Origin of the sequence: Streptomyces cinereospinus (assembly GCF_042430725.1) — a bacterium.
Classification (GTDB): domain Bacteria; phylum Actinomycetota; class Actinomycetes; order Streptomycetales; family Streptomycetaceae; genus Streptomyces; species Streptomyces cinereospinus.
On the sequence record NZ_JBHMCY010000054.1, the window covers coordinates 25,036 to 51,978 of the forward strand.

Annotated in this window: 27 protein-coding genes; 24 read left to right on the forward strand and 3 right to left on the reverse strand. The window is 68.5% G+C overall.

The genetic code is table 11. The annotated features are described in order from the left end of the window. Positions 1-54: 54 nt before the first annotated feature. A complete protein-coding gene (locus ACFF45_RS24765; RefSeq protein WP_381348652.1) occupies positions 55-777 on the reverse strand; it encodes an HAD family hydrolase in 723 nt (240 codons plus the stop codon). Positions 778-1,202: 425 nt separating this feature from the next. On the opposite strand from ACFF45_RS24765, the gene ACFF45_RS24770 reads away from it, so the two are divergent. From ACFF45_RS24770 to ACFF45_RS24825, 12 genes are all read left to right on the forward strand, one after another. Continuing rightward, on the forward strand, positions 1,203-2,441 hold the full coding sequence (locus ACFF45_RS24770) for a helix-turn-helix domain-containing protein (protein WP_381348678.1): 1,239 nt from the start codon (positions 1,203-1,205) through the stop codon (positions 2,439-2,441). Positions 2,442-2,550: 109 nt separating this feature from the next. After that, positions 2,551-2,991 (forward strand): hypothetical protein, encoded by a 441-nt coding sequence (locus tag ACFF45_RS24775; RefSeq protein ID WP_009315129.1) that lies wholly within the window; start codon positions 2,551-2,553, stop codon positions 2,989-2,991. Further along, positions 2,991-3,185, forward strand: coding sequence for a hypothetical protein (locus tag ACFF45_RS24780; protein ID WP_381348653.1), 195 nt, complete (start codon positions 2,991-2,993; stop codon positions 3,183-3,185). Before ACFF45_RS24775 ends, ACFF45_RS24780 begins: the two co-directional genes overlap by 1 nt. 211 nt (positions 3,186-3,396) lie before the next feature. Then, a complete protein-coding gene (locus ACFF45_RS24785; protein ID WP_381348654.1) occupies positions 3,397-4,401 on the forward strand; it encodes a hypothetical protein in 1,005 nt (334 codons plus the stop codon). Positions 4,402-4,476: 75 nt separating this feature from the next. Then, positions 4,477-6,009, forward strand: coding sequence for an amino acid permease (locus tag ACFF45_RS24790; RefSeq protein ID WP_381348655.1), 1,533 nt, complete (start codon positions 4,477-4,479; stop codon positions 6,007-6,009). After that, complete coding sequence (locus tag ACFF45_RS24795) at positions 6,009-7,433, forward strand: glutamine synthetase family protein (RefSeq protein WP_381348656.1); 1,425 nt, start codon at positions 6,009-6,011, stop codon at positions 7,431-7,433. The genes ACFF45_RS24790 and ACFF45_RS24795 overlap by 1 nt, the downstream gene beginning before the upstream one ends. 34 nt (positions 7,434-7,467) lie before the next feature. Next, positions 7,468-7,968: a LuxR C-terminal-related transcriptional regulator gene (locus ACFF45_RS24800; protein WP_381348657.1), complete on the forward strand. Its 501-nt coding sequence runs from the start codon at positions 7,468-7,470 to the stop codon at positions 7,966-7,968. A gap of 136 nt (positions 7,969-8,104) precedes the next feature. Further along, entirely contained in the window at positions 8,105-8,992 is an 888-nt protein-coding gene (locus ACFF45_RS24805) for an aminoglycoside phosphotransferase family protein (protein WP_381348679.1), read from the forward strand. Next, positions 8,980-9,792, forward strand: coding sequence for a class I SAM-dependent methyltransferase (locus ACFF45_RS24810; RefSeq protein WP_381348658.1), 813 nt, complete (start codon positions 8,980-8,982; stop codon positions 9,790-9,792). Before ACFF45_RS24805 ends, ACFF45_RS24810 begins: the two co-directional genes overlap by 13 nt. Before the next feature lie 5 nt (positions 9,793-9,797). Then, positions 9,798-10,841, forward strand: a complete 1,044-nt coding sequence (locus tag ACFF45_RS24815) for a phosphotransferase enzyme family protein (protein ID WP_381348659.1) — start codon at positions 9,798-9,800, stop codon at positions 10,839-10,841. A 199-nt stretch (positions 10,842-11,040) separates the two neighbouring features. Further along, complete coding sequence (locus ACFF45_RS24820; protein ID WP_381348660.1) at positions 11,041-13,011, forward strand: ATP-binding cassette domain-containing protein; 1,971 nt, start codon at positions 11,041-11,043, stop codon at positions 13,009-13,011. 258 nt (positions 13,012-13,269) lie between these two features. Then, positions 13,270-13,917 (forward strand): ATP-binding protein, encoded by a 648-nt coding sequence (locus ACFF45_RS24825; RefSeq protein ID WP_381348661.1) that lies wholly within the window; start codon positions 13,270-13,272, stop codon positions 13,915-13,917. A gap of 45 nt (positions 13,918-13,962) precedes the next feature. Here the strand turns inward: ACFF45_RS24825 and ACFF45_RS24830 are convergent, their stop codons facing one another. Next, positions 13,963-14,403, reverse strand: a complete 441-nt coding sequence (locus ACFF45_RS24830) for a pyridoxamine 5'-phosphate oxidase family protein (protein WP_381348662.1) — start codon at positions 14,401-14,403, stop codon at positions 13,963-13,965. 887 nt (positions 14,404-15,290) lie between these two features. Between ACFF45_RS24830 and ACFF45_RS24835 the strand changes: the two genes are divergently transcribed. From ACFF45_RS24835 to ACFF45_RS24845, 3 genes are read left to right on the forward strand one after another with little or no spacing between them, the layout of a single operon-like run. After that, entirely contained in the window at positions 15,291-15,644 is a 354-nt protein-coding gene (locus tag ACFF45_RS24835) for a hypothetical protein (RefSeq protein WP_381348663.1), read from the forward strand. Positions 15,645-15,646: 2 nt separating this feature from the next. Next, positions 15,647-16,762, forward strand: coding sequence for an MAB_1171c family putative transporter (locus ACFF45_RS24840; protein ID WP_381348664.1), 1,116 nt, complete (start codon positions 15,647-15,649; stop codon positions 16,760-16,762). 23 nt (positions 16,763-16,785) lie between these two features. After that, positions 16,786-17,982 (forward strand): amidohydrolase family protein, encoded by a 1,197-nt coding sequence (locus tag ACFF45_RS24845; protein ID WP_381348665.1) that lies wholly within the window; start codon positions 16,786-16,788, stop codon positions 17,980-17,982. Positions 17,983-18,030: 48 nt separating this feature from the next. Here the strand turns inward: ACFF45_RS24845 and ACFF45_RS24850 are convergent, their stop codons facing one another. Then, on the reverse strand, positions 18,031-18,930 hold the full coding sequence (locus ACFF45_RS24850) for a helix-turn-helix domain-containing protein (protein WP_381348666.1): 900 nt from the start codon (positions 18,928-18,930) through the stop codon (positions 18,031-18,033). 749 nt (positions 18,931-19,679) lie between these two features. On the opposite strand from ACFF45_RS24850, the gene ACFF45_RS24855 reads away from it, so the two are divergent. The 9 genes from ACFF45_RS24855 (at position 19,680) to ACFF45_RS24895 (ending at position 26,661) form a co-directional block, all read left to right on the forward strand. Beyond that, positions 19,680-19,928, forward strand: a complete 249-nt coding sequence (locus tag ACFF45_RS24855; protein WP_381348667.1) for a transcriptional regulator — start codon at positions 19,680-19,682, stop codon at positions 19,926-19,928. Between the two features lies 1 nt (position 19,929). Next, on the forward strand, positions 19,930-20,973 hold the full coding sequence (locus ACFF45_RS24860; protein WP_381348668.1) for a hypothetical protein: 1,044 nt from the start codon (positions 19,930-19,932) through the stop codon (positions 20,971-20,973). Beyond that, the gene (locus tag ACFF45_RS24865) at positions 20,973-21,674 is read left to right on the forward strand and encodes an ATP-binding protein (protein WP_381348669.1); all 702 of its coding nucleotides are present in this window, start codon (positions 20,973-20,975) and stop codon (positions 21,672-21,674) included. Before ACFF45_RS24860 ends, ACFF45_RS24865 begins: the two co-directional genes overlap by 1 nt. A 121-nt stretch (positions 21,675-21,795) precedes the next feature. Next, a complete protein-coding gene (locus ACFF45_RS24870; RefSeq protein WP_381348670.1) occupies positions 21,796-22,362 on the forward strand; it encodes a WhiB family transcriptional regulator in 567 nt (188 codons plus the stop codon). Continuing rightward, the gene (locus ACFF45_RS24875) at positions 22,359-23,429 is read left to right on the forward strand and encodes a DUF2637 domain-containing protein (protein ID WP_381348671.1); all 1,071 of its coding nucleotides are present in this window, start codon (positions 22,359-22,361) and stop codon (positions 23,427-23,429) included. The genes ACFF45_RS24870 and ACFF45_RS24875 overlap by 4 nt, the downstream gene beginning before the upstream one ends. 101 nt (positions 23,430-23,530) lie before the next feature. Continuing rightward, the gene (locus ACFF45_RS24880) at positions 23,531-23,755 is read left to right on the forward strand and encodes a hypothetical protein (protein WP_381348672.1); all 225 of its coding nucleotides are present in this window, start codon (positions 23,531-23,533) and stop codon (positions 23,753-23,755) included. Continuing rightward, on the forward strand, positions 23,752-24,420 hold the full coding sequence (locus tag ACFF45_RS24885) for a plasmid mobilization protein (protein WP_381348673.1): 669 nt from the start codon (positions 23,752-23,754) through the stop codon (positions 24,418-24,420). The genes ACFF45_RS24880 and ACFF45_RS24885 overlap by 4 nt, the downstream gene beginning before the upstream one ends. After that, positions 24,421-26,199, forward strand: a complete 1,779-nt coding sequence (locus ACFF45_RS24890) for a relaxase/mobilization nuclease domain-containing protein (RefSeq protein WP_381348674.1) — start codon at positions 24,421-24,423, stop codon at positions 26,197-26,199. 51 nt (positions 26,200-26,250) lie between these two features. Then, positions 26,251-26,661, forward strand: a complete 411-nt coding sequence (locus tag ACFF45_RS24895) for a hypothetical protein (protein WP_381348675.1) — start codon at positions 26,251-26,253, stop codon at positions 26,659-26,661. The last annotated feature ends 282 nt before the right edge of the window (positions 26,662-26,943 follow it).

Sequence of the window (26,943 nt, forward strand, 5' to 3'; positions counted from 1 at the left end):
GCCGTGCGCGGGTGGTCCCCCCGACGGATGCGTCGAGCTGGTGACCGCCGCCCGTTAGGAGAGGAGCTCCGCGATCGCGGTCTCCAGTCCCTCCACGTCTTCCAAGGTCCGGAGAACGACGTCCGCGCCGGCTCGCTCGAGTTCCTCCGCTGATGTCGTACCGGATGCGACGCCGATGACCGGGACGCCGCCCCCGTCCATGGCGGTACGTACGTCTTCCAGCGAGTCCCCGATGATCACCGAGTTGGAGTGGTCGAAGAAGAGGCCGTACTTGGCCTGTGCTCCCTTCTGGGCGATGCCGACGAGTGCGGGGCGGTGGTGGTCATCGGACGCGTACCCGCCGATCTCGGAGTCCACGAATGACTCGAGGTCGAAGGCCGCGAGCTTCAACATGGCGTTCGCTTTGAGATTGCCGGTAACGACGGTCGGTATGAGATCCGCACGGGCCTGTACCGCCCTCAGCGCCGCGACAGCTCCTGGCATCAGCTTTCCGTGCTGCCGGAGGTCCGCTGTGCGCGCGGCCAGCCGCTTCGGCAAAAGCTCGATCATGAGCGGCAGCAGCTCCGGCACCCGGCCCTCGGGAACGCCGTTCTCCATGAGCATCGCACGGATCGCCAGGGGCATCGTGACGCCCGTGCCTCGGGCCGGCAGACGTTCGACCGGGTAGCCGACGACCTCCGCGAAGGTCTCGCGATAGACCTGCCGATCGATCTCGCCGACGTACAGCAGCGTGCGGTCGATGTCCCACAACACGAGGGACCGTTCGGCTTCAGCCACTCCCGACTCCTTGCCTCCGATCAGGGCGGCACCACCCTATGGCTGCGTGCGTACGTGGGGACGCACCCGTCCGTCATGTCGACGTAAGCGCCTGGCTACTGTCTGCGGCTGGATGGCGAACGCGAGTATCTGGCACGTGCAGGATTCGCGCGGACAATCTGTCCGTAGGTAGTTCGACGCCTACCTCTTGACTGGAAGGCGATGACCCCACTCACCCTGCGCCCGCTTCGTCATGATGTGCCCCGCTTCGTCCATGTGGTCGGAGATCCAAGGAGGAACCGCAAGTTGGCTCGGGCCCGTTCCGCAGATCCACGTCGTGGGCGGGAGGCCATCGGCTCTGTTAACAGTTGGCGACCAAGGGCGCAGGCTTGGACATTATCCGTACTCTGATGCAAGTGCTTCGTCGCGAAGGGACAGGTCCACCGATGAGTGAAAACCTGACGCTGGGAGACCGTCTCCGTATCGCTCGCAGGACACGGAAACTGTCGGCCGCTCAACTGGCGCAAAAGGTCGCAGTCTCCCCGAGCTACGTGCAGAAGTTGGAATCCGGTGCGCGGAAGGCTTCACCGTCGCTGGTGCTGGCGCTCGCCAGAGCGCTGCGCTTCGGTCCCGAGGTTCTGACCGGCCAGCCGTACTACGGTGAGCCGGAGGCGGAGGACGGTGTCCACGCCGTCATACCCGAGCTCCGCCGCCTCCTGCTCTGCTACGACAGCCCCGACGACCTGGAGATCGCTCCGCGGGCGCTTCCCGTGCTCGCCTCGGAGGTCGACCAGGTGGCGGCCCTGCGCCGCGACGCCCGGTACGCCCCGATGGGCCCCCTGCTGCCGCCGATCATCACCGAACTGACCCACGTCGCCCTCGGTGGCGACAACGGCGACCGGGCCAAGGCGTTCTGGCACCTGGCCCGCGCCTATCGCGCCGTGAACTCGCTGGCCCACAAGATGGGTCACCACGACCTGTCGAACACGGCGCTGGAGCGCGTCCGTTGGGCGGCCGACCACTCCGGCGACCCGCTGATGCAGTTCACGGCCGGTTACCTCGTCGCGGGAGCGATGCTGCGCCAGGGCGCGTACTCGCCGGCACGCCGCAAGCTCCTCGGGCTGCGGACCGAGTTGGAGCGGTTCCAGCCGGAACGCTCCTTCACGGAAGACGCGCTTGCCGTCGACGGCGCGCTGTTGCTGAAGCTGGCCGTTCTCGAAGCCCGCGAGAACAATGCCGATCGCGCCGACGACTACCTGAGGGAGGCGGAGCAGGTGGCGGCCATGGCCGGCAATCGCGACTCCCTGGCGTACGAGATGTCGTTTGGCCCGACGAACATCCGCATTCATGAGGTGCACGCGATGATCGACACGGGCGACACCGAGCAGGCCCTCGCTCGCCTCGTCGAATGGTCTCCGGTCTCCGGCGGCGAGTGGGCGCCGCCCAGTACGACCGTCGGTGAGCGATCGAGCCACCACTTCATCGACGTGGCCTCCGCGAAGCTCGCGGAGAACGACCGGGAGGGTGCCTTCGCGGACCTCAAGCGCGCACGGAAGGTCGCGCCCAACCACACGCGGTTCCACCCGTCCGTTCGCGAGACCACTGCCGCGCTGCTCAGGATGGACTCCCACCCCTCCAACGAGCTTTCCGCGTTCGGTAGTTGGACGGGCATTAGCACAACCTGAGCTTCTGTCAAGGACTTTGGCAAGCGAACCCCACGGACAGACTGTCCGCGCAGAGCACCTTGCTGAATGGAATGGTCTCCTCACACGTAGTGGTGAGGAGGCCTTTTCCATGTCCGACGACAATCCCGCAGCTCGCGCGATCCCACCGCGCTGGATGCCCATCGGCGAGGAGCCTGAGCTGTGCTCGGCGGGGGAGTGGTGGGATGCCGTACGCGCCGTGGAGGCCGTGGGCCGACGCGCGATCGAGATCCTCAACGAGGGTGACGAACCGGTCGGCCCGGTGATCCTGGACCACGGGGGTCCGGAGCCCCGGCTGTACTTCCTGGTTCCCGTGGGTACCGCGGTCCGTTGGGAGGAGCCGGGGACCGTTGCGCTGGGACAGAAGTGCCACGTCGTTGTTCCGTCCGCGGAGAGCACGACGCCTCCGGGGATGCACTGGCACGTCTTCCCCCAAGGCCCGCGATCGCTGACGCGGCCCGATGCTCTGCGCCGCGCGCTGAGCCAGGCTCGCCGGGAGCGGCGGGGGCCCGCGGAGGAAGCGGCCTCCTGATGGCTCTGAGCATCTCATTCGTGCTGTTGCTCGGCATCGTCGTGGTCGTTCTCATCCGCAGCAAATCCGTGAAGCCCGGACCCGCGATCGTCTGCGTGCTCTTCGGGTTCTTCCTGTCCAGCACCTCCATGGCCCCGAGCATCAACCGGTTCATGACCGGCATCGCCGACATGATCGGCCAGATTCGCTTCTAGGGAGCCGGACTCGGCGTTCGAGTCCTTTTCCCTGCTCGGTCAGCGGTCCGCCCCAACCACTTCGCGGCCCCTTCCCCCCAACCTGCCTGAGGCCCCCGATGACATTCACGTCCAGCTCGGAGCGCACGTCACCTCGCACAGTCCGCACGCATCGGATGGACGGCCCCGATCCCGCTCGTCAGCGGCGCCTCGTCCGCGCCGAGGGATTCTGATGGGTCTCGTCTATCACCCGGCCGGCCATGACGACGACCTGCGCGTGGCCCTTGTCGAAGTGCAGGCGGGGCGTTGGAGGCCGGCGCGGGAGCTGCTGTGGAAGACGGGCGCGCACTGGGCACTGCGGACATCACGCACTCAGCTGCTGGCCGTGGCAGCCGCCCGATCGGACGTGGTCGACGTCTGGCTCGCCGAGGAGCCGGGCAGCTACGACGCGCAGCTGATGGGTGTTCGTGTCGCCGTCGAGAGGGCGTTGCGCGCTCACCGTCAACAACACCCTCGGACCTTGGAGTTCGAGGCAAGGGCGCGACGTGCGGCGCTGCTGGCAGCTCGTCGTGCGCCGCATGATCCCGTGCCGTGGGTGTGTCTCGTGGCGCTGGCGCAGATCGACACGCGCCAGCTGCGTCAGGAACACCGAATGAGGCCCGACGAGCCCATGCTGCCCAGCGGTCCGTGGGGGTTGCTGTACGAGGTCAACCAACGTGATCCATACAACCGCGAGGCCTACCACCGCGTGCTGCAGTTCATGCTCGCCCTTGAGGGGCCGTGGGGCGCTTCCTTGGCCGCGATCTTCGACTTCGGCCGATCAGTGGCTTCACAGCGGCCCGTCGGGTCGCCGCTGCTGCTTCTGCCAGCGTACGCGCAGATCGAGCAGCGTCGGCAATCGCGCGCCGATCCGCTGTGGCGGCGGCAGTGGGCGCAGGAGTCGACGCTCGACTACACACTGACCGCCTTTCACGACTGGTTCCACAAGGCACCTGCCGGGCAGCTCTCGGTAGCCGATCTGAACCTCCTGGCCTACGCGTTGTGGGCAGGCCACCAGTACCTGGAGGCCGCCGAGGTGTTCGAGGCGATGGGCCCATACGCCGCCCGCGAGCCGTGGGCGTCGGTGCACGACGGAGCCGCAGGGCCGGACCCCGGCGAGGCGCTGCTCCTGCGAGCGCGCGCCGAGTCCCTCTCGTACGCCCGTACCCGTAGGCCGCGCGCCGGGCCGCACCCGTGATCGGCATCCGCTGCCAACAAAGTCCCAATTGGCATGAACCTGTCCAGATATCCCCGAGTTTTTGGAGGCTGACCCGTGTCTCGCTTGAGTCCAAGCCACCGTGCGACGTCCCGGAAGTCCGATGACGCATACCTGCGGGAGCTCGGCTACGAGCCCATGCTGACCCGGCGCATGGGGCCGTTCGGGAACTTCGCGATCTCCTTCAGCGTCATCAGCGTCTTGTCCGGCTGCATGACCTTGTACGGCTTCGGCCTGAACACCGGCGGCCCGTCGGTGATGCTGTGGGGCTGGCTGGCCGTCGGCGCCATGGTGATGTTCATCGGCGCCGCACTCGCCGAGGTGACCTCCGCCTATCCGACCTCCGGGGCGCTGTACTACCAGGCGGAGCAGCTCGGCGGGCGGAAATGGGGCTGGTACACCGGCTGGCTGAACCTGCTGGGCCTGCTCGGCGCGATCGCCGGCATCGACTACGGGGCCGCGCTGTTCACGGGCGCCCTGTTCAACCTGCAGTGGGGCTTCGAGCCAACGCCGGGCAGGATCATGGTGATCTTCCTGTGCATCCTCGCCCTACACCTCGCCCTGAACCTGTTCGGGGTCCGGCTGGTCAGCATCCTCAACAGCATCAGCGTGTGGTGGCACCTCGGCGGCGTCACGGTGATCGTCGGTGCACTCGCGATCGTGCCCTCCCACCACCAGTCCACCGACTTCGTGTTCGGCGAGTTCGTCAACAACACCGGCTGGTCCAGCCCTCTGTACGTGGCGGTGCTCGGTCTGCTGCTGGCCCAGTACACGTTCTGCGGTTACGACGCCTCCGCGCACCTGTCGGAGGAGACGACCGACGCCCAGGTGTCCGCATCCCGCGGGATCATCCACGCCATCGGCTGGTCGTGGCTGGCCGGGTTCGTCCTGCTGGCCGGGCTCACGTTCGCGATCCAGGACTACGCGGGCACCGTGGGCACGGCGACGGGGGTGCCGCCGGCGCAGATCTTCCTGGATGCCCTGGGCGTGGCGGGGGCGAAGGCGCTGCTCCTGGTGGTGATCATCGCGCAGTTGTGCTGCGGCAATGCCGAGACCGCCGCGGCCAGCCGGATGGTGTTCGCGTTCTCGCGCGACGGGGCGCTGCCGGGCTCGCACCTGTGGCGCCGGGTTGACCGCCGCACCGGTACCCCGCGCATGGCCGTGCTGCTGGCGGTCGTGTGCGCCGCCGTGCTGGCCCTGCCGAGCCTGTACAGCCCGGTCGCGTACGCGGCGATCACCAGCATCAACGTGGTCGGCATCACCCCGGCCTACGCGATCCCGATCTATCTGCGTATCAAGAACCGCCACCGGTTCCGGCCCGGACCGTGGAACCTCGGCACCTGGGGCGTGACCGTCGGCACGATCGCTGTTCTCTGGGTGGTGTTTGTGACGGTGCTGTTCTGCCTGCCGCAGACGCGCCCCGCCGGCGGCGGCCTGGTGTCCGTGGAGACCTTCAACTACGCGCCGATCGCTCTGCTCGTCGTCCTCGTCCTGGCCTGGGGGTGGTGGCGGAAGCAGGGCAGCTCGTACGAAGTGCCGGCCCAGAACTTCGACCGCTCGGCGGCTACGTACGAAGACGAGGTCGTCTGATGACGAGAACCACGAGCAGCAACGGCACCGTGGCACGCCTGGCTGCCGCGTCCGCCCCCGAGCAGGGCGGGCGCTCCGAGAAGGCCTTCTCCCTGTCTGACCTGCGGAACCTCGTCAAGGCGGGTGCGATCGACACGGTGCTGCTCGCCGTCCCCGATCTGCAGGGGAGGCTGAAGGGGAAGCGGTACGACGCGAACCACTTCCTCAAGCGCGTCGCGCATCACGGCGCCGAGGTGTGCGCCTACGTCCTGGCCACCGACGTCGACATGAGCCCGGCGGACGGCTTCGCGCTGAGTTCGTGGGAGACCGGCTATCAGGACCTGTCCGTGCAGCCGGCCCTGTCGACCCTGCGGGTAGTGCCGTGGCTACCGCGTACCGCCGTCGTGCTCGGCGACGCCGTGGCCCATGACGGAACACCCATCGAGATCGCACCCCGCCAGATCCTCCACCAGCAGATGACCCGGCTGTCCAGGCACGGTCTGCACCCCAAGGCGGGGATCGAGACCGAGTTCGTCCTCTACAGGGGCACATACGCGGAAGCGGAGCAGGCCGGATACCAGGGCCTGCAGCCGCTGGCCACGGAGAACCTGGACTACGCCCTCGACCATGATCCGGTCTCCGACCGGTTCTTCCGCCGCCTTCAGCGCGCGCTCGTGGGCGCCGGCATGTCCGTGGAAGCGATCAAGACGGAGGCCGGGCCTGGCCAGGTCGAGGTGACCTTCCCGTACGGGCCCGCCCTCACCGCCTGCGACCGGCACCTGCTCTTCAAGCACGCGGTGCGCACCCTAGGCTCGCGTGCCGGACTGGCGCCCACCTTCATGGCAGCCCCGGAAACCGGCCGTGCCAACGGTCTGCACCTCCACGTGTCGCTGTGGTCGAAGGCCATCAGCCAGCTCAACGAGCCCGGCGGCGGACTCTCCCAGACCGGGCGGCACGCCATCGCGGGCCTACTCGTCGGCCTGCCGGAGGTGGTCCCTCTCTACGCCCCGAACACCAACTCCTACAAGCGGTTCACGCCTGGCTCATTCGCGCCAACCACGTACAACTGGGGCTACGACAACCGCACCTGTGCCGTCCGCGTCGTCGGCCACGGCGAAGGCCTCCATCTGGAGATCCGCGTGCCCGGCGCGGATGCCAACCCCTACCTGGCCATGTCCGCGGCCCTGGCAGCCATCGACCACGGCATCGAACAGAAGCTCACCCTCGGTCCCGCAGAGACCGGCAACTCCTACAGGGTGGGCGGCACCTCCGTGCCGCCCACCCTCGCCGACGCGCTCGCGGCCTTCCAGAACAGCGCCCTCGCCCAGGAGGCCTTCGGTACCGAGGTGGTCGAGCACTACACCCGTCTTGGCCAGCTGGAAATCGACCACGAGCGGAGCCTGGTCTCCGATGCCGAGCGGCGTCGGTGGCTGGCTCGCGCCTGACAGCCATTCCTACCCGAAAGGATCGAGAGCTCCCGTGAGTGCCCGACCGGCGCGCCCCTCCACGACATCGCTCGACCTGACACCCGCGCAGATCCGGATCGTCCAGCAGGTCGCGGAGGGCAAGAGCACCGACGCGATCGCCTCCGACCTCACGATCACGGCTGGCACGATCAACGTGCAGTTGAAGCACTGCGGACAGAAGTTCGGCATACGTGGCCGGGCCGCAGTCGTCCATGCCTGCTTCGTCACCGAGCAGCTCCGGCGCCCCGTGAAGGCCACCTTCCCGGGAGCCTTCTCGGAGGCGGAGATCGAGACGTGGCGCATGGTCGCCATCTGCGCGACGTCAAAGGAGTACGCGGAGCGCGCTCACATCAGCCACGACGAAGCCCTGGGACGAGTACGAGCGTTGCGGGAGCGCGTCGAGGCGGAAAACGACCCGCACCTGGTGACGCTCGGCTGGAGGTACGGAGTTCTGGACGAGTCCCTCCTCGAGATGGCCTCCGGCACCGCCCTTCGTCTCCGGGCACGCAAATGACCAGCTCAGAGCGCATTGTCAGTGGCACTTGGCAAGCTACCCACCCACACGTGAATACCCTGCGCGCCCGTCTAGTCACATGCTGTGGCTCAGCTGGGCGACTCAGCCAGCGGAAGGGCGCACCGACGTGACCGACATGCCCAGCGCACTCCACCAGTTGGTGGCTTCGGTGACTGACACGTACACCGTCGTAGCTGAACATCCCCGGCCCGGCGACATCCGGCCGTCGGTCTGGGAGGTCAACGGACCCGGCGGTGAGCGGTGGTTTGCCAAGCAACATGCCGGCCCCAAGCTGCACCGACGCGAAGTCGACGCCTACCAGAAGTGGACGATCTCCCTCGGCGCCGACCGTGCGCCCGAGCTGGTCGCTTCCGACGCGGAGACGCGCGCCGTCCTGGTCACCGGGGTGCCCGGGCGCAGTCTGGACACGCTGCGTCTTCCGGCCGAGCAGGAGCGCAAGGCCTACGAGCAGGCCGGCGAACTCCTTGCCCGGCACCACGCTGCGGCGACGGACGGGCCGATGACCGCGGACGTGACCGAGGAGGCGTGGGGCGCGACGGTTGCGAAGCTGCTCGACGGTGCTGCGCGGCACGTGCCGGAGCATGAGATCACGTTGGTGCGTGCCCTCCTCCAGGAGGCTCCGCCACGTCTGCCGCAGGTGGCGGCACATGGCGACTACATGCCCAAGAACTGGATGTGGGACGAGACCGAGCAGTGGCTACGGATCATCGACTTCGAGAGGTCTGAACTCCAGGCCGCCGCCCGGCGGGACTTCAGCCGCCTGCGCTACAGGATTCTGCTCCAACGTCCCGACCTCAATGCCGCCGTCCACCAAGGGTACGGCCGTCAGCTCACCGAGGAGGAGCTGGTGGCGTGCCGGGCGTACGGGGCTCTGGACGCGCTCGACTCGCTGTCCTGGGGGATCAAGCACCACGACATCGGTCTTATCGACGAGGCCCACACCATGCTGGAGAACCTGCGCCTGGAGAGCCGCACGCGCATGTGGGGCGGGTGGAGCTCGTGAACGCCTTTGCCGGCACCTCCTCGTACTACCGGCGCTTTGGCCCCGGCATCCCGACGGATCTCGCCGCTCTTCTCAACCAAGCGGCTCCCACGGGTTCTCCGCGGCGCCTTGTGGACATTGGCACCGGACCGGGGCTCGTTGCCCACGCGCTCTTGCCGTACTTCGACGATCTGTTCGCGGTCGATGCCGAGCTGGCGATGCTCGCTGAGGCCGAAGCTGTGCTTCGGCCCGTGCTCTCCAGCGACCACCAGTTGCGGACCCGGCATGCACTGGCGGAGGACTTCCTGCCGCCGGAGGGCTGGCGGCCGCATCTCGTCACCTGTGGTCGTGTCTTTCACTGGCTTGACCAACCCCGCTTCCTTGATCGGCTCAGTGAGTACGTCGCACCGGATGGCGTGGTCACGGTGTTCAGCGATCGCAGCCTGTGGACAGGAGGCTGTTCCTGGCAGCAGGCCGCACGAGAAGTCGTGCAGGACTTCCTCGGCGAACAGCGGCGCGCGGGCGACGGCTTCTTCAGCCCGGTGGGACCGCCGTACGAGGAAGTGCTGCGCGCGTCCGACTTCTGCGATGTCACCTCTACGACCGTTCCCGTGCACCGCCAGTGGAGCGTCGACCACGTCATCGGCTACCTGTACTCGACGTCGTTCGCGGCCCAGCACCTGTTCGGTGACCGCCAGGATGCCTTCGAGGCGGCTCTCACAGATGCCCTTGCCCCTTTCGCGGAGGGCGGGCAGCTCCCGGAGGACAACGCCTTCACCGTGCTCACCGCCCGCCGGCCCTCCGTGCGCAAAGAGCGGTGACAGGGATGAGCGAGGCGGACTGGGGCGCGGAGTTGACTGCTGACGTGCTGGCGGACCGGTACGGATTCGTTGTCGACGTGATCGAGCCGGTACCCATGGGCACGGACACGATCAACCGACGGGTTCTGACTGCGGACGGATTGCGGCTGTTCGTCAAGGAGTACCGGTCGGTCGCGGATCTGGATGCGGCACGGGCCGCGTTGGACATGTCGGAGTACTGCCGCGCCGCACGGCTTCCCGTACCGCGCGTGTGGCCCGATGCGGATGGCAACCTCGTCACGATCTCGGAAGGCAGAGTATGGGCGGTGGTCGACGAGGCGCCCGGTCGCGTGGCCACCTCGGCGATGACGGTTTCCCTCGCCGAACACATCGGTGTCGTGATGGGGCGCATGCACCGTGTGCTGGCCGCGTACCCGCTGCCGAAGAGTGTGCAGCAGTCCCGTTGGCGGACCGGTGCCGTCGAGGAAGCGGTCGCGAAGTGCGACAGTGTGATGGCCACGGCACTGCGCCAGGAGCACGACGGTCTCGGGCAGCTGCGGGTCGACCTCGATCATCGGCGTGAGGACCTGCACGGTCATGTCCACCGGTTACGAGAACAGTTGCCCGACGTGTTGGTGGAACAGGCTCTCCACGCGGATCTCAGCCGCACCAACCTGATCGTCCTCGCCGATGTCGTCACCGGCGTCATCGACTTCCGCTGCGCGACCGGAATGCCGGTCTGGGAGTTGGGCCGGGCGGCGTTCGACCCGCGCACCGTGGCCAACAGCCCGGACTGGGCTGCCCGCGCACTGGCGATGGTGGGCGCCTACCACGCGGAGAACCCCGGCCTCCCTCTGGCGGAAGTACGGTCCTGCGCCCGGCTCGCACTCCTGTACATGCTGTTCAGCTTCTACGGCGCCACGACCGCCGAATACGAACTTCCTCAGGAAGCCGAGGCGGACCTGAAGCAGCACTGGAGCGAGAGACAGACCACCATCCGCCGCCTGCTGAACCGCATAGACGACCTCGACGATGCGTTCGCCCGCCTTGGAGCGGACGGCGGCACGTGACACGCCCACTTGTTCGGACCGTGCCAGCACGCACGGCAGCGCAGCAGTGACCCCATCCGCACTTCACCAATAGGGGGGACGTCTTGTATCGCACGCTGATCGGCCGGCACCGGACGGCCGAGGCGGTCGCGCCGTACGTCGCGACCGCGGTCGACGCTGTCCAGGCCAGGCGCCGGACTGCGGCGGAGGGATGGAGCCGATGACGACCACCGCGAAAACCGCCCAGAAGGTCACCCGGCCCGAAGACGCGGAGGTATCAGATGAGGAACTGAGGTTCGCCATTCCCGGCGACCGCCGTATCGAGGCCGCCAACGCCATCACCAGCCGCTCCATGGCTCGCCGCCTACCCCAGCTGATCCGGCGAGCCCTCGCCCTGGGCTGGCAGGTGGACCGCAACGCGGTCATCGCCCTGCTGGTTGTACAGGTCCTCTCCGGGGTGCTGGAAGCGTTCGGGCTGATGGCCACCACCGGGGCGATCAAGCCGCTGATCGCCTCCCAGCACATCAGCAGTGACCAACTCATGGCCGCCGCACCTTCCTTGGCCGTACTGACCGGGGCCATTGGTCTGCGTGCCCTCCTGGGCATCGCCTCGTCGTCGCTGTCGGCCCGGTTGGCGCCCCGTATCTCCCGCGAAGCCGAACTCAAGCTCCTCGATGCCGCGACCAAGGCGGAATTGTCCGCGTATGACAATCCCGGATATAACGACCGCTGGGATGCGGCCGACCGTGGCGTAGAGGTCTCCCGGGACCTCCTGACGGAGACCCAGTACATCCTCGCGTCGTCGGCATCACTGATCGCCTCCGCGTGTGTCTTGACGGCTGTGCACCCGGCGCTTCTGCCGCTGCTCGTCCTTGCCGCGCTGCCGAAGGGTGTGGCCAGCGTGCGAGCGGCCCGCATCAGCTACATCGCCTCACTCGCCACATCGAAGGACCGTCGACTGCTGGGGATGCTGCGCTGGTACATGGTCGACAAGCAGACCGCAGACCAGGTCCGCTCCGGCACCATGGCGCCCTTCCTGCTCGGCAAGTACCGCACGGCAGGAGCGCGGATCGACATGACCACCGACCAGGCCACGTGGCGCGCCGCCCGGATCTCCCTGGTCGGCGGGGCCACGGGAGGCCTCGCACACGCCGTCGTCTGGGTGGCACTGGCGCTGCTGGTGTCCGCCGGCCAGATCTCGGTCGCCGCCCTCGGCACCGCGTTCCTCGCCTTGGGCCGTGTCAGCGCCGGACTGGACGGAATCGTCGGCTACGGAGCCCAACTCTTCCGTACCGGCATGTATTTGGACGACTGGGCCGACTTCATCGACGAAGCCGGCGGCCACCGCATCGACCGCGGCACCCGGAAACCGACCGGACCCACGGTCGTATGCGCCGAGAACGTCACCTTCAAGTATCCGAGTGCCGATCGCCCAGCCGTCAGCGACGTGTCTCTGGAAGTCCGGCGGGGCGAGGTCGTCGCCCTCGTGGGCGAGAACGGTTCGGGCAAGACCACGCTCAGCAAGCTCTTGTCCTCGCTGTACCTGCCTGACAACGGAGCGATCACGTGGGACGGCGTCGACGCACGGGAGTTGGATGCGCACGCAGCCTGGGAGCGAGTCGCCGTTGTACCGCAGTCCTACGCGAACTGGCCATTGTCAGCACGGGAGAACATCACCCTCGGCCAGCCCACCGAGGACGGGGACACCGCCGTACTCGCCGCAGCCCACGCGGCGGGCGCCGACGAGGTCATCGACGGTCTGCGCAACGGCCTGAACACCCTGCTCGCCAAGGAATGGTGGGGCGGACAGGAACTCTCGGGCGGGCAGTGGCAGCGCATCGCGATCGCCCGAGCGTTCCACCGCCCGGCCGGGCTCTTGGTGCTGGACGAGCCGACGGCTGCCCTCGACCCGCGGGCCGAGCACCGCATCTTCACCGGCCTCCGCCGCCTCGCCGCAGACCGCGCCGTCGTCCTGGTCACCCACCGGCTCACCAATGTTGCTATCGCGGACCGCATCGTTGTCCTGAGCAAGGGACGCGTCATCCAGGACGGAACCTTCGACGGACTCCTCGCCCAGCGCGACGGGTTGTTCCGCGAGCTGTGGGATCTGCAAAACGAGCGCACGGGACGCGTCCCCGCCCCCACCGCGTCGGCCGAGGTCATCTCGCCGGACCAGCACGCCCTGTTCTGACATGGAGCGGATGCCAAGAGACACGACGGAGTTCGTCTGCCACGGGTATCAGCCCACCGGTGCGGCAGGGTAGAGCGTCGATCCGGTACGTCGACTCTGTCGTTGATCCCATGCGGGATGTCGGCCCTGACTGCGACGTGCACCACACGCGCCACCGATGGTCGGGAGGCCAAGCCCCAGTTGGCTCAGCAGCCACCGTGATCGAGACGGACCCAAAATTGCTGGTGGTGTTCTCCGGGCGTCTGGCACTCTCCCTGCATGCTGCTGATGCTGACCGGATCGAGCTGCTCCGGGAAGTCCACCCTCGCCTTCGCTGTCGCCGACCGGATCGATCACATCGCCGTCCATGACACCGACGAGAGCGGCGTTCCGCTCAACCCACCCCCGCACTGGCGGAATCACAACACGGAGGAGTGGATTCGCCGCGCGCTCGACTACCAGGCTCACGGCATCGACCTCCTATTGACAGGACAGGCACCGCTCGGCGAGGTTCTGGCCGCCCCCTCGGCGTCTCTGCTGGACGGCATCGCGTTCTGCCTTATCGACGTCGCCGACGAGGACCGGCTCCGCCGGCTCCGCTGGCGCGACCCAGGCCGCTGGTTGGAGCCCGACGTCGACCGTTTCAACAACTGGGCAGCTTGGCACCGCGGTCACGCCCGCGACCCCCAGCATCGCCCGGACGTCATCACTGCCAGCAGCGCACCCATGATGGCGTGGCACCGCTGGACGTCCTGGACCGCCGAGGACCCCCGCTGGCAGACTCATGTCATCAACACCACTGACCGTGGCCCTGAGAAGTCCGCCGACGAGCTGGAGCAGTGGATCAACCGGCAGCGCCAAGCCGTCCGGGCAGGCAGTCATCCCTTGTGCCGGGGCTGGGCGGAGCAACGCCCGCTCCTGCGATGAGAACGACTGTAGGCGCGCTGCCATCAACTTCCGTGGACAGAACGCCTAGTCCGCGACCTTCACGGCTCTTGGCTTGGGTGCGTCTACGTGCCCCATGGCTCGCTCGATCGTGATCTGGATGACCACCCGCTCGGGGTCCGGAGCAGGCGTCCGACCGTATCGGTTGCCATAGCGCGCTACGGCATCGTTGACGACATCCGGGTGCGTGCGGACTTCGGCTGTGCCCTCCAGAGTGGCCCAGCGCCCTCCGTCGACTTGGCAGACGGCTACGCGGGCCTGACGAGGTTGTGCGGCAAGGATGTTGGCGACTTTCTTACTGGATTTGCGGGTGATAACCCGAGCGATGCCAGCGTCTGCGTCAACGGTGACTCCGACGGGCACAACGTGAGGGCTGCCATCGGGGCGCACCGTGGTCAGCGTGCACAAGTGGTACTCCCGCCAGAACTCCACGTAGCCATCGCCTTGGTTGCGTATCTCGGTCGACATGGCTGGAAGCGTAATAGTGCGCGATGCCCGAACTACCCCGAAGTGACCACGGCCACACTCGTCCTCCCGTGCCGCGATGGGAGTCGATTCGCCCGATTGTTAAACACATGCCCCAGTTGGCCCGCGACGTAAATATCTCAGATTGATAACTTCGGCATATGTCAGAAGTGAGCGATTGAAGCGCACGCGTCAGATTTTGAAGTGCCAGTTCAGGGGCATGATTCACCGTCGGAGCGGCTAATTTGCCACGATTTATCACGTCGCTGGCGATGGCTTGCGAACGTCGATTTCAGGCCATTCCTCCCTTTGGGCTTCACGTAATGTCCATGGGGTTCCCGAAGGTTCCATCGGGGCCGCTCGGCCGCGTTGGGGTTGCTGATTTGCGTACGCGATCATGACGTATTGGGGAGGTGTGGGCACATGTGCGTGCGGCTCACTTGCCGCTGTTCAGCGGTACCCACCGAGGTGTTGTCCTTCGACGCCGGTGATCGTTTTCGTCCTCGCTGTGCCGTACGGGAACTGAACGCTTGGCTCGGGCGCGGCTGCCGCCCGTCTCCCGTGAGAGCCGTCAACGGCCGGTACGAAGGGGATTTCTGATGTGGTCGGGAAGACGTGCCGGCGGGGGCTCGGCAGAATCCGAGAGGCCTGAGCAGGGCAGGGTGAGCCGTCGGTGGTTGGGGCGGTGGCGTACCGCTGAGAAGCGGACGGGCGAGAGGGACCTGCACCGCTGGCTGCGGCGAGAACTTCAGGGCCTTGGCGTAAAGCCCCCACTGGATGTGGAGGAGCTGTGCCGGGCGCTGGGCGAGAGGCGCGGGCGTCCGATCCTTCTTCGGCCGTTCCCCCTGGAGAAGCCCGGACCATCGGGGCTGTGGGTCGATACGCCTCAGATGGACGTGATCCTCTACCAGCAGGAGACGACGCGCCTGCACCAAGAGCACATCATCCTGCACGAAGTGGGCCACATCCTCGTGTCCGAGGATGAGCAGGCCGACGAGGAGCAGGAGACTCCGGACGATTTCGTCGAGGGCTGGGCGACCCTTATCCCGGTGTTGGATCCCGATCTGGTCCGCCGGGTGGCCCAGCGGTGCTCGTACGACGACGGCGAGGAATGTGAGGTCGAGCTCGCGGCCACGATCATCCTGGAGTGGTCTTCAGCGCTGGACCCTGCCACCCCGCTGTCGGACGACCCTACGCTGCGTCGGATCCAGTCAGCCCTCGGTGACCGGAGAGGGTGGCTGTAGCCGTGCTGAAGTTGCTCCTCCTGATCCCCGTGGCTGCCGTCGTATGGAAGGTGTACAAGCTGACGCGGGATCCCCATAACGCCCCTCTGCGTTCCGTCACACTGTGCCTGCTGAGTGCCGTTCTGTCGTACCCCCTGGCCATGCCTGGCGGCGCATCTGGCATCGACGCCGTGGCCGGGCATGGCACGGCGAAGCTGATTCAGAACGTGCTGCTTCTGCTGACGGTCTACTTCCTGATGTGCTTCTACCTGTACTCGGCGGACGGGCATGCCGCCCGCCGCCGTGCCCGGCGGGAAGCCGTCGTCGTCGCGTTCGTGGCGGTGTCGATCATCGTGGCCGCTGAGTCCGTTCCGAACGAGGTCTTCGCCGGCTCCTTCAGCACGGCGGACATGACAATCCCGCAGATCGCCTTCTTCTACGGCGGCGCCGGCCTGTATCTCATGTACGCCCTGGGCGTCGCCGGGTGGTGGACTCGCCAGTACGCCCGCATGTCGCGGCGCCCGCACGCCACGGGCCTGTGGATGGCCGCGATCGGGCTCGCCGCGATGGCCGTGGCCTGCGCCGTCCGCGCGGTCTTCGTCGCCATCCGCTGGACCGGCGGAACCGTACCGCAGCCGCTCATGGCCGGGGTGGCGTTCCTGCTGGTGGTGTCCATCCTGCTCTTCGTCGCTGGCGTCACCTACGCCGGGGCCCGCGCCAGGATCACGTCCCTGGCGCTCTGGCTCCGCCATCGGCGTGATCACCGTCGGCTCACCCCGCTGTGGCAACTCCTCTCCGAGGCTTACCCCGAGAACGTGCTTCGGCTCGCTTCTCCGGCACTTCGGGACCGGTGGCGGGCGCGTGGCGTGCACCGGCGCTACCACCGGCGGATAGTGGAATGCCGAGACGGACTGGTCGACATCAGCCCCTACCTGGTCGGCAAGGCCGAGGACACCGAAGTCCTAGAGCTCGACCCTGGCGAGCTGGCCGAGCGCCTCCGCCAGGCAGTAACCACGATGGGAAAGGGTGCCCTCTCGCCACGTCAGGCGGTACCGCTGGCGATGCCGCAGGGCGATGACCGGGAAGCGGATGTGCGGCAGCTGATCGCGGTTTCGGACGCGCTGCGTATGTCCGCGTAACCACCGAAGACCAAGGAGACGAAATGCTGATCACCGCTGGCCGGGTCCTAGTCGGCTCCGGGACGTACCTGGACGACGGCGCGGTCCTCGTCGAGGGCGACTCGATCACCGCGGTGGGGCCACGCGTGGAGATCGCGGAGCGGACCGGTTCGGACGTGATGCGCCTCGCCTTCCCCGAGGGGACGGTGGTGCCTGGCCTCATCGACGCCCACGTCCACCTCGCGTTCGACGGCGGCGCGGACCCTGTGGCCGCCCTGCACGAGTCGAACGACGAGACCTTGCTGACGAACATGCGCCACCGTGCGGAGCAGCTCCTGCGCAGTGGCGTGACGACGGTGCGGGACCTGGGCGACCGCAACGGCCTGGCCCTCCGTCTGGACGCGGAGATCGCCGGCGGCAGCACGCTGGGCCCGCGGATCGTGTCCGCAGGCACGCCCGCGACCCCGCCCGGAGGCCACTGCTACTTTCTCGGCGGTGAGGTCTCCGGCGCGGCCGAGGTCCGCGGACTGGTGCGGCGCAACATTGCGGCGGGCGCCGGCGTGATCAAGGCGATGGTGACCGGTGGCGGGTTGACCAAGGACGGTCCCAAGAGCTGGCAGAGCCAATTCACCCCGGAGGAACTTCACGCCCTGGTGGATGAGGCCCACCAGGCCGGCGTGCCGGTGGCGGCCCACGCTCACGGCACGGAGGGCATTGCCGCGGCCGTGGAAGCGGGAGTCGACACGATCGAGCACTGCACCTGGATGACGAGCAACGGCTTCGACCTGCGGCAGGACGTCCTGAAGCGGATCATCGACGACGGCATCGCCGTCTGCCCGGCCGTCAGCCCCCACTGGCAGATGCTCCCCCGGTTCTTCGGCGAGGAGCGGGCGGCGGCCATGTTCGACCTGGTGCGGCAGATGGCCGAGGCCGGCGTCCGGCTCATCGCCGGAACCGACGCCGGGGTCCAGCGCGCGGGGTTCGACGGCCTGGTGCCCGCCCTGTCGTTCTACGCGCACCTGGGCCTGCCGAACAGCAAGATCCTCGATCTTGCGACCGCCGATGCAGCCGACGCGCTGGGACTGGGCGAGACGACCGGGCGAATCGCTCCCGGGTTCCGGGCAGACCTGCTGGTGATCGACGGAGACCCCCTCGCAGACCTCACCGCGTTGCAGGCGGTCCGGACGGTGGTGACCGCAGGGCAGCGGCACGAGCCGCGCGAGACGGCCGCACAGCAGTAGGGGCCAGAATGTCCGGGGCTCGGGCTCTTCAGAGTCCCGGACAGGGGGCTACTCGTTCGCCTCCGGTTCTCTCTGCTCCATCTCCGTGACCAGGTCGTTGACGAACGCCATGACGTTCGCCGGCAAACCCTGGGAGCCCGTCCCCCGTCCCCTGACCCGGCCCACGGCCCCCCTCCTCGACGCCGACAGCAGTCGGAGGCCCTCGTAGACCTGACGGGCCACGGCATCGTCCGGCTGGAAGTACATCGGGGACACACCGAAGAAGGCGGCCAGGCCCTCAAGGACGACGGGCGAGGCCGTTTCCGCGACGCCGGTCCGGAGATCCCGGACACCCTCCCAGGTGATGACCTGCGACCCGGCATGAGCATTGACGGCGTCGGCGATCTCCGCATCCGTCGGCGGTCCGTGCTGTCCGGGGTACGAGCGCTCCAAGATCAAAGTGATCTTCTCGGCCAGCGTGCCGGGCGGCCCTGCGGAGGCCGGGACGGTCCCTGCATCCTTTGCGGATTGGCCCCCTTGTGTCTCCTGGGCCTTGGCGATCGACCGGTCCTCTGCCCGCCGCAGCTCCTCCTCACTCACCCCGTACGCCACCGCCAGATCCGGGACGTACTTGTCCTTGAGCCGCCGGTCCCCGCGTTCGGCTCCCGCTACCGGTCCGGCGCTCTTGGTTCCGATCAGTGCTGCCGTCTCGTACTGGTAGTAGCCGGCATCGCACCGCAGGTCCGTCAGATCGGGCAGTCCGTTACGCGGGAACAGCTCGTCCAGCCCTCGCTTGAGGGCGCGGGCCAGCGCGGGCAGTTTCTCCGCGTCAGGGACCGTGTCTCCCGATTCCCAGCCGGCGATCGTCGAGTCGGCCACGCCGACGGCTGCGGCCACCTCGGCCTGCGAGATCTCGGCAGCTCGCCGCACCGCGCGCACACGGTGTCGGTCGAAGTGACGAGCAGACATCTCACCCTCGTTTTTCGTCAAACCGAAGGAACATCGGCGCGTTGACTTTTCCGTTGAGTCGGAATAGCTTCAGCCTAGCGAAAGACGGGGAGCTTCGCACGCTTACTCGATCTTCGCCTTCGGCCTCTCTGCGACGCCTCCGGGATCGGAGAGAGGCCGCGGGGGAGCCTGCGCTGTCCCAGGTGCGGAACGATCCCGAAGCAGTCGGCGCCCGAGAATTGACACCTCTCGGACGCCGGACAGCGCGTCGCCCGCTTCGACGGCGGGTGGCGGAGATCATCTGAACGGCTGCTCGGTGCCCTTGGTGCGGTACTGGCGAAGCAGCCACCCGAGAGGAATGTCGCATGTCTTCTGCTGCTGACAACGGTCCGGCCGCCGGCTCGCCGAGATAGGTCTGGATCTTGGCGCGACCTGTGCATATGTTCGTCGTCGCTCGCCGGGCAGCCCGCCTGGGGAGCGACGGTAAGAAGGAGGCGCGTATACGAGACGGGCATACCGACCGGGCCGGGTAAGCCCGGAGAACTGCACCGGCGCCCAGGAGCGGGAACTCCCAGGCGCCGACAGGCCGCCGCCTCCCAAGAGGGGCGCGGATTCACTACCAAACGACTCGGCTGGACCTTTTCCACGAGAGACAGCCGGGCCGCTCACTACCAGCGAAGGATACTCGCATGCCCGAGCACCGGAGCGGAAGCCGGAGCGTCACGGAGCCTGACGACCGGCACCGTCGCCTGGCTGACCTACTGGCCGACATGATCCCCGGAGCCGCCACTTTCCGGGTGACCCTGCACGACCCCGCCCAGGCGTGGCCGCACCCCCACGCCCGCGCCTACGACACGGCGGGGAAGCCGATCACCCTGAATCGCACACAGGCGATTACCGCGGCCCGCTGGATCATCCGGACGTACCCGGAAGCCACCTGGGGCGATGTGTACGACTTCGACCTCGCCACCGCCTGCCTGACCCGGGCGGTCATGGCTGCCGCAGGTCGGGGGCGCTGACGTGGCGAGGATCCGCACCATCAAGCCGGAGGCGTTCTTCTCCGAGTCGCTCGCCGAGGTGAGCGTGAACGCCGAGCGGACCTTCTTCGGCCTGCTGACCCAGGCCGACGACCAGGGACGCTTCCGCGACAACGCGGCGATCATCAACGGCCTGCTGTGGCCGCTGCGCGCCGAGCACACCGCCGTCCACGCCGAGGACGACCTCCAGCAGCTCGCCGACGCCGGACTGATCTGCCGGTACACCGGATGCGACGGTCGCCGGTACCTGCACGCGGTCACGTGGCGCGAGCACCAGAAGATCGACAAGGCGTCGCAGTCCCGGCTGCCCTCTTGCCCGGTCCATCACACTGTCGACCGGTGCGGGGCATGCAAGGGCGTCTGTGCCGCTGCCTCGGCCGAGCCCGGCGACGTGTCTCCGAGCCCTACCCGAACCCTCCCCGAAGCCTCGCCGAACTCCCCCCGAAGCCTCGATCGGCCTGCCCACGCTCCCGCACCGTCCGCTCCAGCGCATCCTGACCACGGTGTCAAGCGTGGCGACGGCCGGCGGGACACCCAGGACGAAGCCGTCGCCAACCCTGCCCACGGCAATCGTGAAACGGCAGGTCAGGCGGCATTCGCTGAGGCTTCCCCGAACCTTCCCCGAAGCCTCGGGGAGTCCTCGGCGCCTGGATCTAGGATCTTGGATCCTGGATCTTCTAATCCTTCGGGGCGCACAGCGCCCGCACCATCGCCATCGGCGCGAGCCCTGATCGGCGAGTACGCCGCCGCGTGTGCCGAACGCCCGCCGAACGACGTGCTCGGACACCTCGGGCGGAAGGTCCGCGAACTACTCGGCGAGGGCATCGACCCGCAGTACGTCCGGGCGGGGCTGGAGCGCTTCCGGGCCAAGCCGATGCATCCCTCGACGCTGCCGAGCCTGGTGAACGAGGCGATGAACGCCGGGGGCGGTCGTTTGGTGCGGCCGGAAAACCGGCCTACCGTGCCCGGTCACACGGCGTGGACCAACCCGGTCGACGCTGCCGCCGCCTACGCCGAGGAGCTGTGATGCGCGACCGCAACCGCGAACCCCAGCGGCTCGGCGGCGAGGGCACCATGGCCCGCATCGCCCGGATCCTGGCAGCCCGGGGCGTCGACCCTGCCACCGCCGTGGTGCACGACACCCCCGAGCCGATCGCCGCGCTGGAGGCGGCAGAGGCCCGGATCCCGCTGCGCTACCGCAGCGCGATCGGCGATCACCCGCAGATCGAGGCGTGGGTCCGCAACGTCGCCTCGGAGGCTGTCGCTCCCAGCAGGGGCGCCCGCCGACAGGTACGCACCGGCCCGTCGCTCCTGCTCGTCGGCACCACCGGCACCGGCAAGACGCACCTGGCGTACGGCGCCATCCGCAGCCTCGTGGGTGCCGAGATCGGTGTGCGCTGGCACGCCACCACGGCCGCCGACATGTACGCGAGCCTGCGCCCCCGGGCAGGCATCGACACGGAGCGGGAACTGCTCGCGCTGTTCCGCTGCCCGCTGCTGCTCCTGGACGACCTCGGTGCGTCCAAGACCTCGGAGTGGACCGAGGAGATCACGTACCGGCTGGTCAACCACCGCTACAACCAGATGCTGCCGACGCTGATCACCACCAACCTGGCCATCCGCGACCTGCGCCGGGCCGTCGGCGACCGGGTCGCCTCCCGGCTGGCGGAGATGACCGAGCGCATCGTGCTGACCGGCGCCGACCGCAGACGAGGCCCCGCCGCCTGACCACCACCCGGCCATCCCACCGAGCAGGACCGGCCGCTCGCCCCCATCACCTCCCCGACCACGCACCATCCTCCGCCGACGCCCGCCGGGCGCGCGGAGGGCGATCGGAGACACCCCGCGCATGCCCAAGACCTCGATGCCCCCTGCCCACTTCCGCACGCTGGGCGACCACACCTGGCAGAACCGCGCCGCCTGCCGCTCCACCGAGCACCACCCAGTCGACCCCGAGCTGTTCTTCCCCGAGCCGGACGACCTCGACAAGATCGCCGCTGCCAAGGCACTGTGCGCCCAGTGCTCGGTCCGCCGCACCTGCCTGGACGTAGCCCTGGAGAACCGGTACCGCGAGGGCATCCGGGGCGGCCTGACCGAGGAGGAACGCGAGCCCCTGCACAAGAAGCTGCCGCACCGCCTGGACTACGCCCGCGTCAACGCCGTACTCGCCGGACAAGACATCCACCTCACCACCCGGGAACGCGAGGCCGCCGCCCTGGCCGCCTTCCGCAACGGCATACCCGCCAGCCGCCTCGCCTGGTTGCTGAAGATCACCGAGGAACACGCCGACAAGCTCTATCGACGCACCCGCCGCCGACTCGAAAACCGCAACGCCTCCACGGCGAAACCCAAGAAGCGCGGGCGGCCGAAGAAGAAGACCACGGTGTCCCGCGACGACCTCCGGGCGGCGGCATGACCACCGCCGTGCCGATGCCGGCGCGCATGACCGGCTGGGACCGCGCCGCCATCGTGGCCCTGGGCGCGGCAGGCAGCGCGCTGTCGTACGACGCTCTCCAGCAGATGGCCGTCGCCATCCACGTCCGCGGTTTCCTCACTTACCTCTTCCCGCTGGTGATCGACGGTTTCATCGCCTACGGAGTACGCGCCCTGGTGGTCCTGCGCGCCGCACCGCTCGGTGCCCGCGCGTACGTATGGACGCTCTTCGGCACTGCGACCGCCGCCAGCATCTGGGCCAACGCTCTGCACGCCGTCCGCCTCAACGAAGAGCGCATGACCTCCGGCAGGCTGAGGCTCGGCGACACCACGGTCGGCATCCTGTCCACCCTCGCTCCGCTGGCCCTGGCCGGAGCGGTCCACCTGTACATCCTTATCGCCCGCAGGGTCACCGAGGAGACTGCCCCCGGTTCCCTCGGACACCTGGCCGCCGCCGGTCACTCCGCTGACCGGACCGAGGTCGAGCGACCGGCGACCACCGGACACTCGCAGCCTCCAACCGCCAGCGAGGTCACCGCCGGTTACCGGCACGCTGCACTGACCGGGACACCCGGGCACGTCACGGACCGCGAGCCGGTCACCTCGGACAAGCCCGGTCAGGACAGCCGGACACCAACCGGTAGGGACACCTCGGGTCAGCCGACCGCCTCGGCGACCGAGTCGGCCGGGGCGGTATCCCGGGCCACCCGGACACCTCTCCCGGTCGGTGACCAGGACGGACATGCCGGATCCAGAGCGACCGGGGACGCTCGCCCTCACGGTGACCGACCGGTGACTCCGAGCACGGACACCAAGCCGGTCACTCGTCCGCAGCCTCTGTCCGGCGGTGACCGGGTGACCGACCCGGTCACCGAGCAACTGCTCCCGATCGCTCGGATGGCGGTCACCGAGACCGGCCGGACCACCCGCGCGGTGGTCGCCGAGGCCATCCGCGGACAGGGGCTGCCGCTGTCCAACGACCGGCTGACCGACCTGATGCGCACGCTCCGGGACGACCCTGGACAGCCCACCGACGACCGCGCCGCCTGACCGGCCACCCTCGCGCGGGCGGGTGAGCTGACGGAGGGCCCGGTCAGCTCACCCGCCCCGCATCCACGCCAAGACTTCCTTCCGTACCGGAGACGCCGCTCATGCGCACAACGCCCGCCACCGCCGCCGAAGCCGACGCCTGGCTGACCGTTCTGAACCGCCGAGGGCACCTGCACCGCGTCGAAGCCGGTCCCGACGGGGACTGGATCGTGCACCGTACGCCCGATTCGCAGCCGTGGACCCTGCACCATCCGGTCCTGGCGTTGGCCTACGTCGCCGACATCCTGCGAGATGTCCGCCGTCATAGCCCGGAGTCGAGCCGATGACGACCGCCGACTCGGCGGGCACCACTTCCTCAGCGGAGCCGGAGGCTCCGACGGTCACCGGCCGAGCAAGCTGTTGCCGTGGATATCCCAAGGGGATATCCACGGCGCATGCCCTCGCCCAGGAGTGCGAGGGAGACCCGGTTGGTTCCCGAGCGGGGGCGCACGGGAACCAACCGGAGCTGCGGCACCAGGGGGCGCCGCAGAAAGAAGGGGAAGCCGAAGAGCGCGCCGCCGACGCTGTCCCGAGCGCAAGCGATGCCGCGCTTCCCGAGCGCCGTCCACGCCGCCGCGCCTACCAACCCACGCATCGCGAAGACGTGATCGCCGTCCGCTTCACCGCCGAAGAGAAAGCCGAGATCATCGCCGCCGCAGCCCGCAGGCGCGTCTATCCCGCCGGTTTCGTCGCTACGGCCGGGCTGACTGCAGCCCGCGGTTCCGCCGCCCCACTCGACACCAACGACCAGCTCGACGCCGCCATCAACGAGTTGGCGGCCCTGCGCGCCCAGATCTCCCGTGTCGGCAACAACATCAACCAGATCGCCTACATCTACAACGTCGGCGGCCAACCCCGCCCCGGCCAACTCGACTATGCCCTCAAGGCATTGGTCCACACCCTCGCCCTGGTCGACACAGCCGCACACGACCTCGTACGAAAGCGCGTGTAGATGGTCCCGGACATCAGCCGGGGCTCACGTACGTACGGACTGCTTGCCTACCTCTACGGCCCCGGCAAACGCGACGAACACATCGACCCGCACCAGGTCGCCTCCTTCGACGGCTTCGCCCCCGACCCCGGCCGCGACGCCACCCTCACCGACCTGACCCGCGTCCTTGACCTGCGGGTGAACCAACTCGGCGACCGCGCCCCCAAGAACCACGTGTGGCACTGCTCAGTACGCACCGACCCGGGCGACCGCTACCTGTCCGACGCCGAATGGGGCGAGGTCGCCCGCCGGGTCGTCCACGCCACCGGCATTGCGGAGGAGGGAGATCAGGACGGATGCCGGTGGGTGGCCGTACGCCACGCCGACGACCACATCCACATCCTCGCCACCATCGTGCGGGGCGACCTGCGCCAGCCCCGCAACTCCTACGACCAGAAGCGCTCCCAGGCCGAATGCCGGCGCATCGAGAAGGAATTCGGCCTGCGTGAACTCAAGGCCGGCGACGGCACCGCCGCCCAGAACCCCACCAGTGCCGAACGCTTCAAGGCCGAGCGCACCGGCCACGACGGCACCCCCCGCGAGATCCTGCGCGAGACGGTCCGTCAGGCGGTCGCGGGAGCCGCCGACGAGGCGGAGTTCTTCAGCCGCCTGACCGAAGCCGGACTGCGCATCAACAAGCGACTCGCCCCGTCCGGCGACACCCTCGGCTACTCCGTCGCTCTGCCCGGCGACCGCAACCGTGATGGCCAACCCATCTGGTTCCCCGGCTCCAAACTCGCCCCGGACCTCTCCCTCCCCAAGATCCGCAAGCGTCTTGCCACCGGACCCGTCGACCAGGACCACGAACCCGACGACGTACCGCGCTCCGCGCACCGGGGCACACCGTCCTCCAGCCCGTCGCAGCCGTCGCAGGCTCGTCGCCAAGCCACACGGGCCGCCGAACGCGTCACCACCGCTCTTGGCCAGGACGACGACGAAGACGCCGCCGCCCAGCTCGTCGGCGCCGGCGAACTCCTCGACGCCCTCGCCCAGACCTCACCCGCCGCCACCCGCCACGAACTCCGCGAAGCCGCTCGCGCCTTCGAACGCGCCACCCGCTCCCACATCCGCGCCGAACGCGCAGACAACCGCGCCGTACGCGCCGCCGCCCGAGGTATCGTCCGCGCCGGAGACGCCCTCGGCCGAGGCGAAGACGGCGGAACCACCGCCATGGTCCTGTCCACCCTCGTCCTGCTCGCTATCGCCGCCGCCCGCTGGCACTCCGCCCGCGGCCACGCCCAACAGGCCGCCGCCTCCGCCCAGGCCGCCCACCACCTGCGCGCAGCCTACCGCGCCGCCGCCCGCACCCCGATACGCGCGATGCGCGAGCAGGGCCGCCGGCTCCCGCAGCCGGTCCGCCAGCGCCACGCCGATACCATCAACGCCGCCCTGCCGAACCACCAACTCGGCGGCGAGCCCGGCTGGGACGCCCTGACCGCCACACTCGATCAGGCCGAACGCGCCGGACACGACCCGGCCGCGCTACTGAAGCAGGCCATCGAGTGGCGAGAGCTGGACACCGCCGACAGCGTCACCGACGTACTCGTCTGGCGAATTCGACGCCTGGGCAAACTCCCCGCCACAGCTCTCGCCCCGCGTCGACGCAGCACGACCACCGCCAAGGACAACAAGACCAGCACGGCCAGCCGCACCGGGGCACGTACAACCCCAACGCAGACCGACACGAGTCCTGCCCCCGTTGCCCCTGCGGACCCTCGCTCGCGCGGGCCGAGGCGCTGAGCCGCAGTTCAACGCACTGGACATGGGCCGGCGGCCCTGTTATGGCTGGAAATGATGACGAGGGAGCTGACGCTGGTGCTGCACGACGACGCCGTACGTACGAGAACCGACATACCGAAGCCGGCGGTTGCGGAGGACCCGCTCCTGCGGCTCCAGGAGGAGACGCAACCGCACGAAGGTGAGTTCCGGGTCCAGTGCACCACTCACCCTGGCGAGTTGGTGATCACTGGCATCATCCAGATGTGTCCGGCCTGCGGAGCCCGCCGCGACTGGCTGCTCATCTGCGACCGTAACCAGGTCAGCATCCGGTGCCGCTGCGCCCACCAGTGGGTCGAGCGTGAGCTGGGCCGCTCCGACTTCGAGGCGATGGCCGGCCCCGGCGGCGAGGTGTACGACAGCCTGCAGACAACCATCCAGGCTGCGGGGTATGGAGGGGAGCTGAGCGGCACCTACTGGACCTAGGCTGCGCCACGAGCGCGTCTGCGGTGGTGCAGTAAACGGCCGCACGCGGCAGCTTGTCGAGGAGGTCCTGGGCAAGCTGCCCTTGGCATCGTCCTTGGCGGTCTCCCGAGCACACCGCGGAATTCCCCAGACGGTGGTGCTGCACGCTCCGACACTGAGCAGCAAGGGTCCCACCATGAGTTCGAAGGGGCCGCGCGTCGCCGTCGAGGCTTGTCGCGACCAGCTAAAAGTCGTACACCGCGAAGTCTGTGACTGGGCGGTACCCGATCCGCTGGTAGAGGC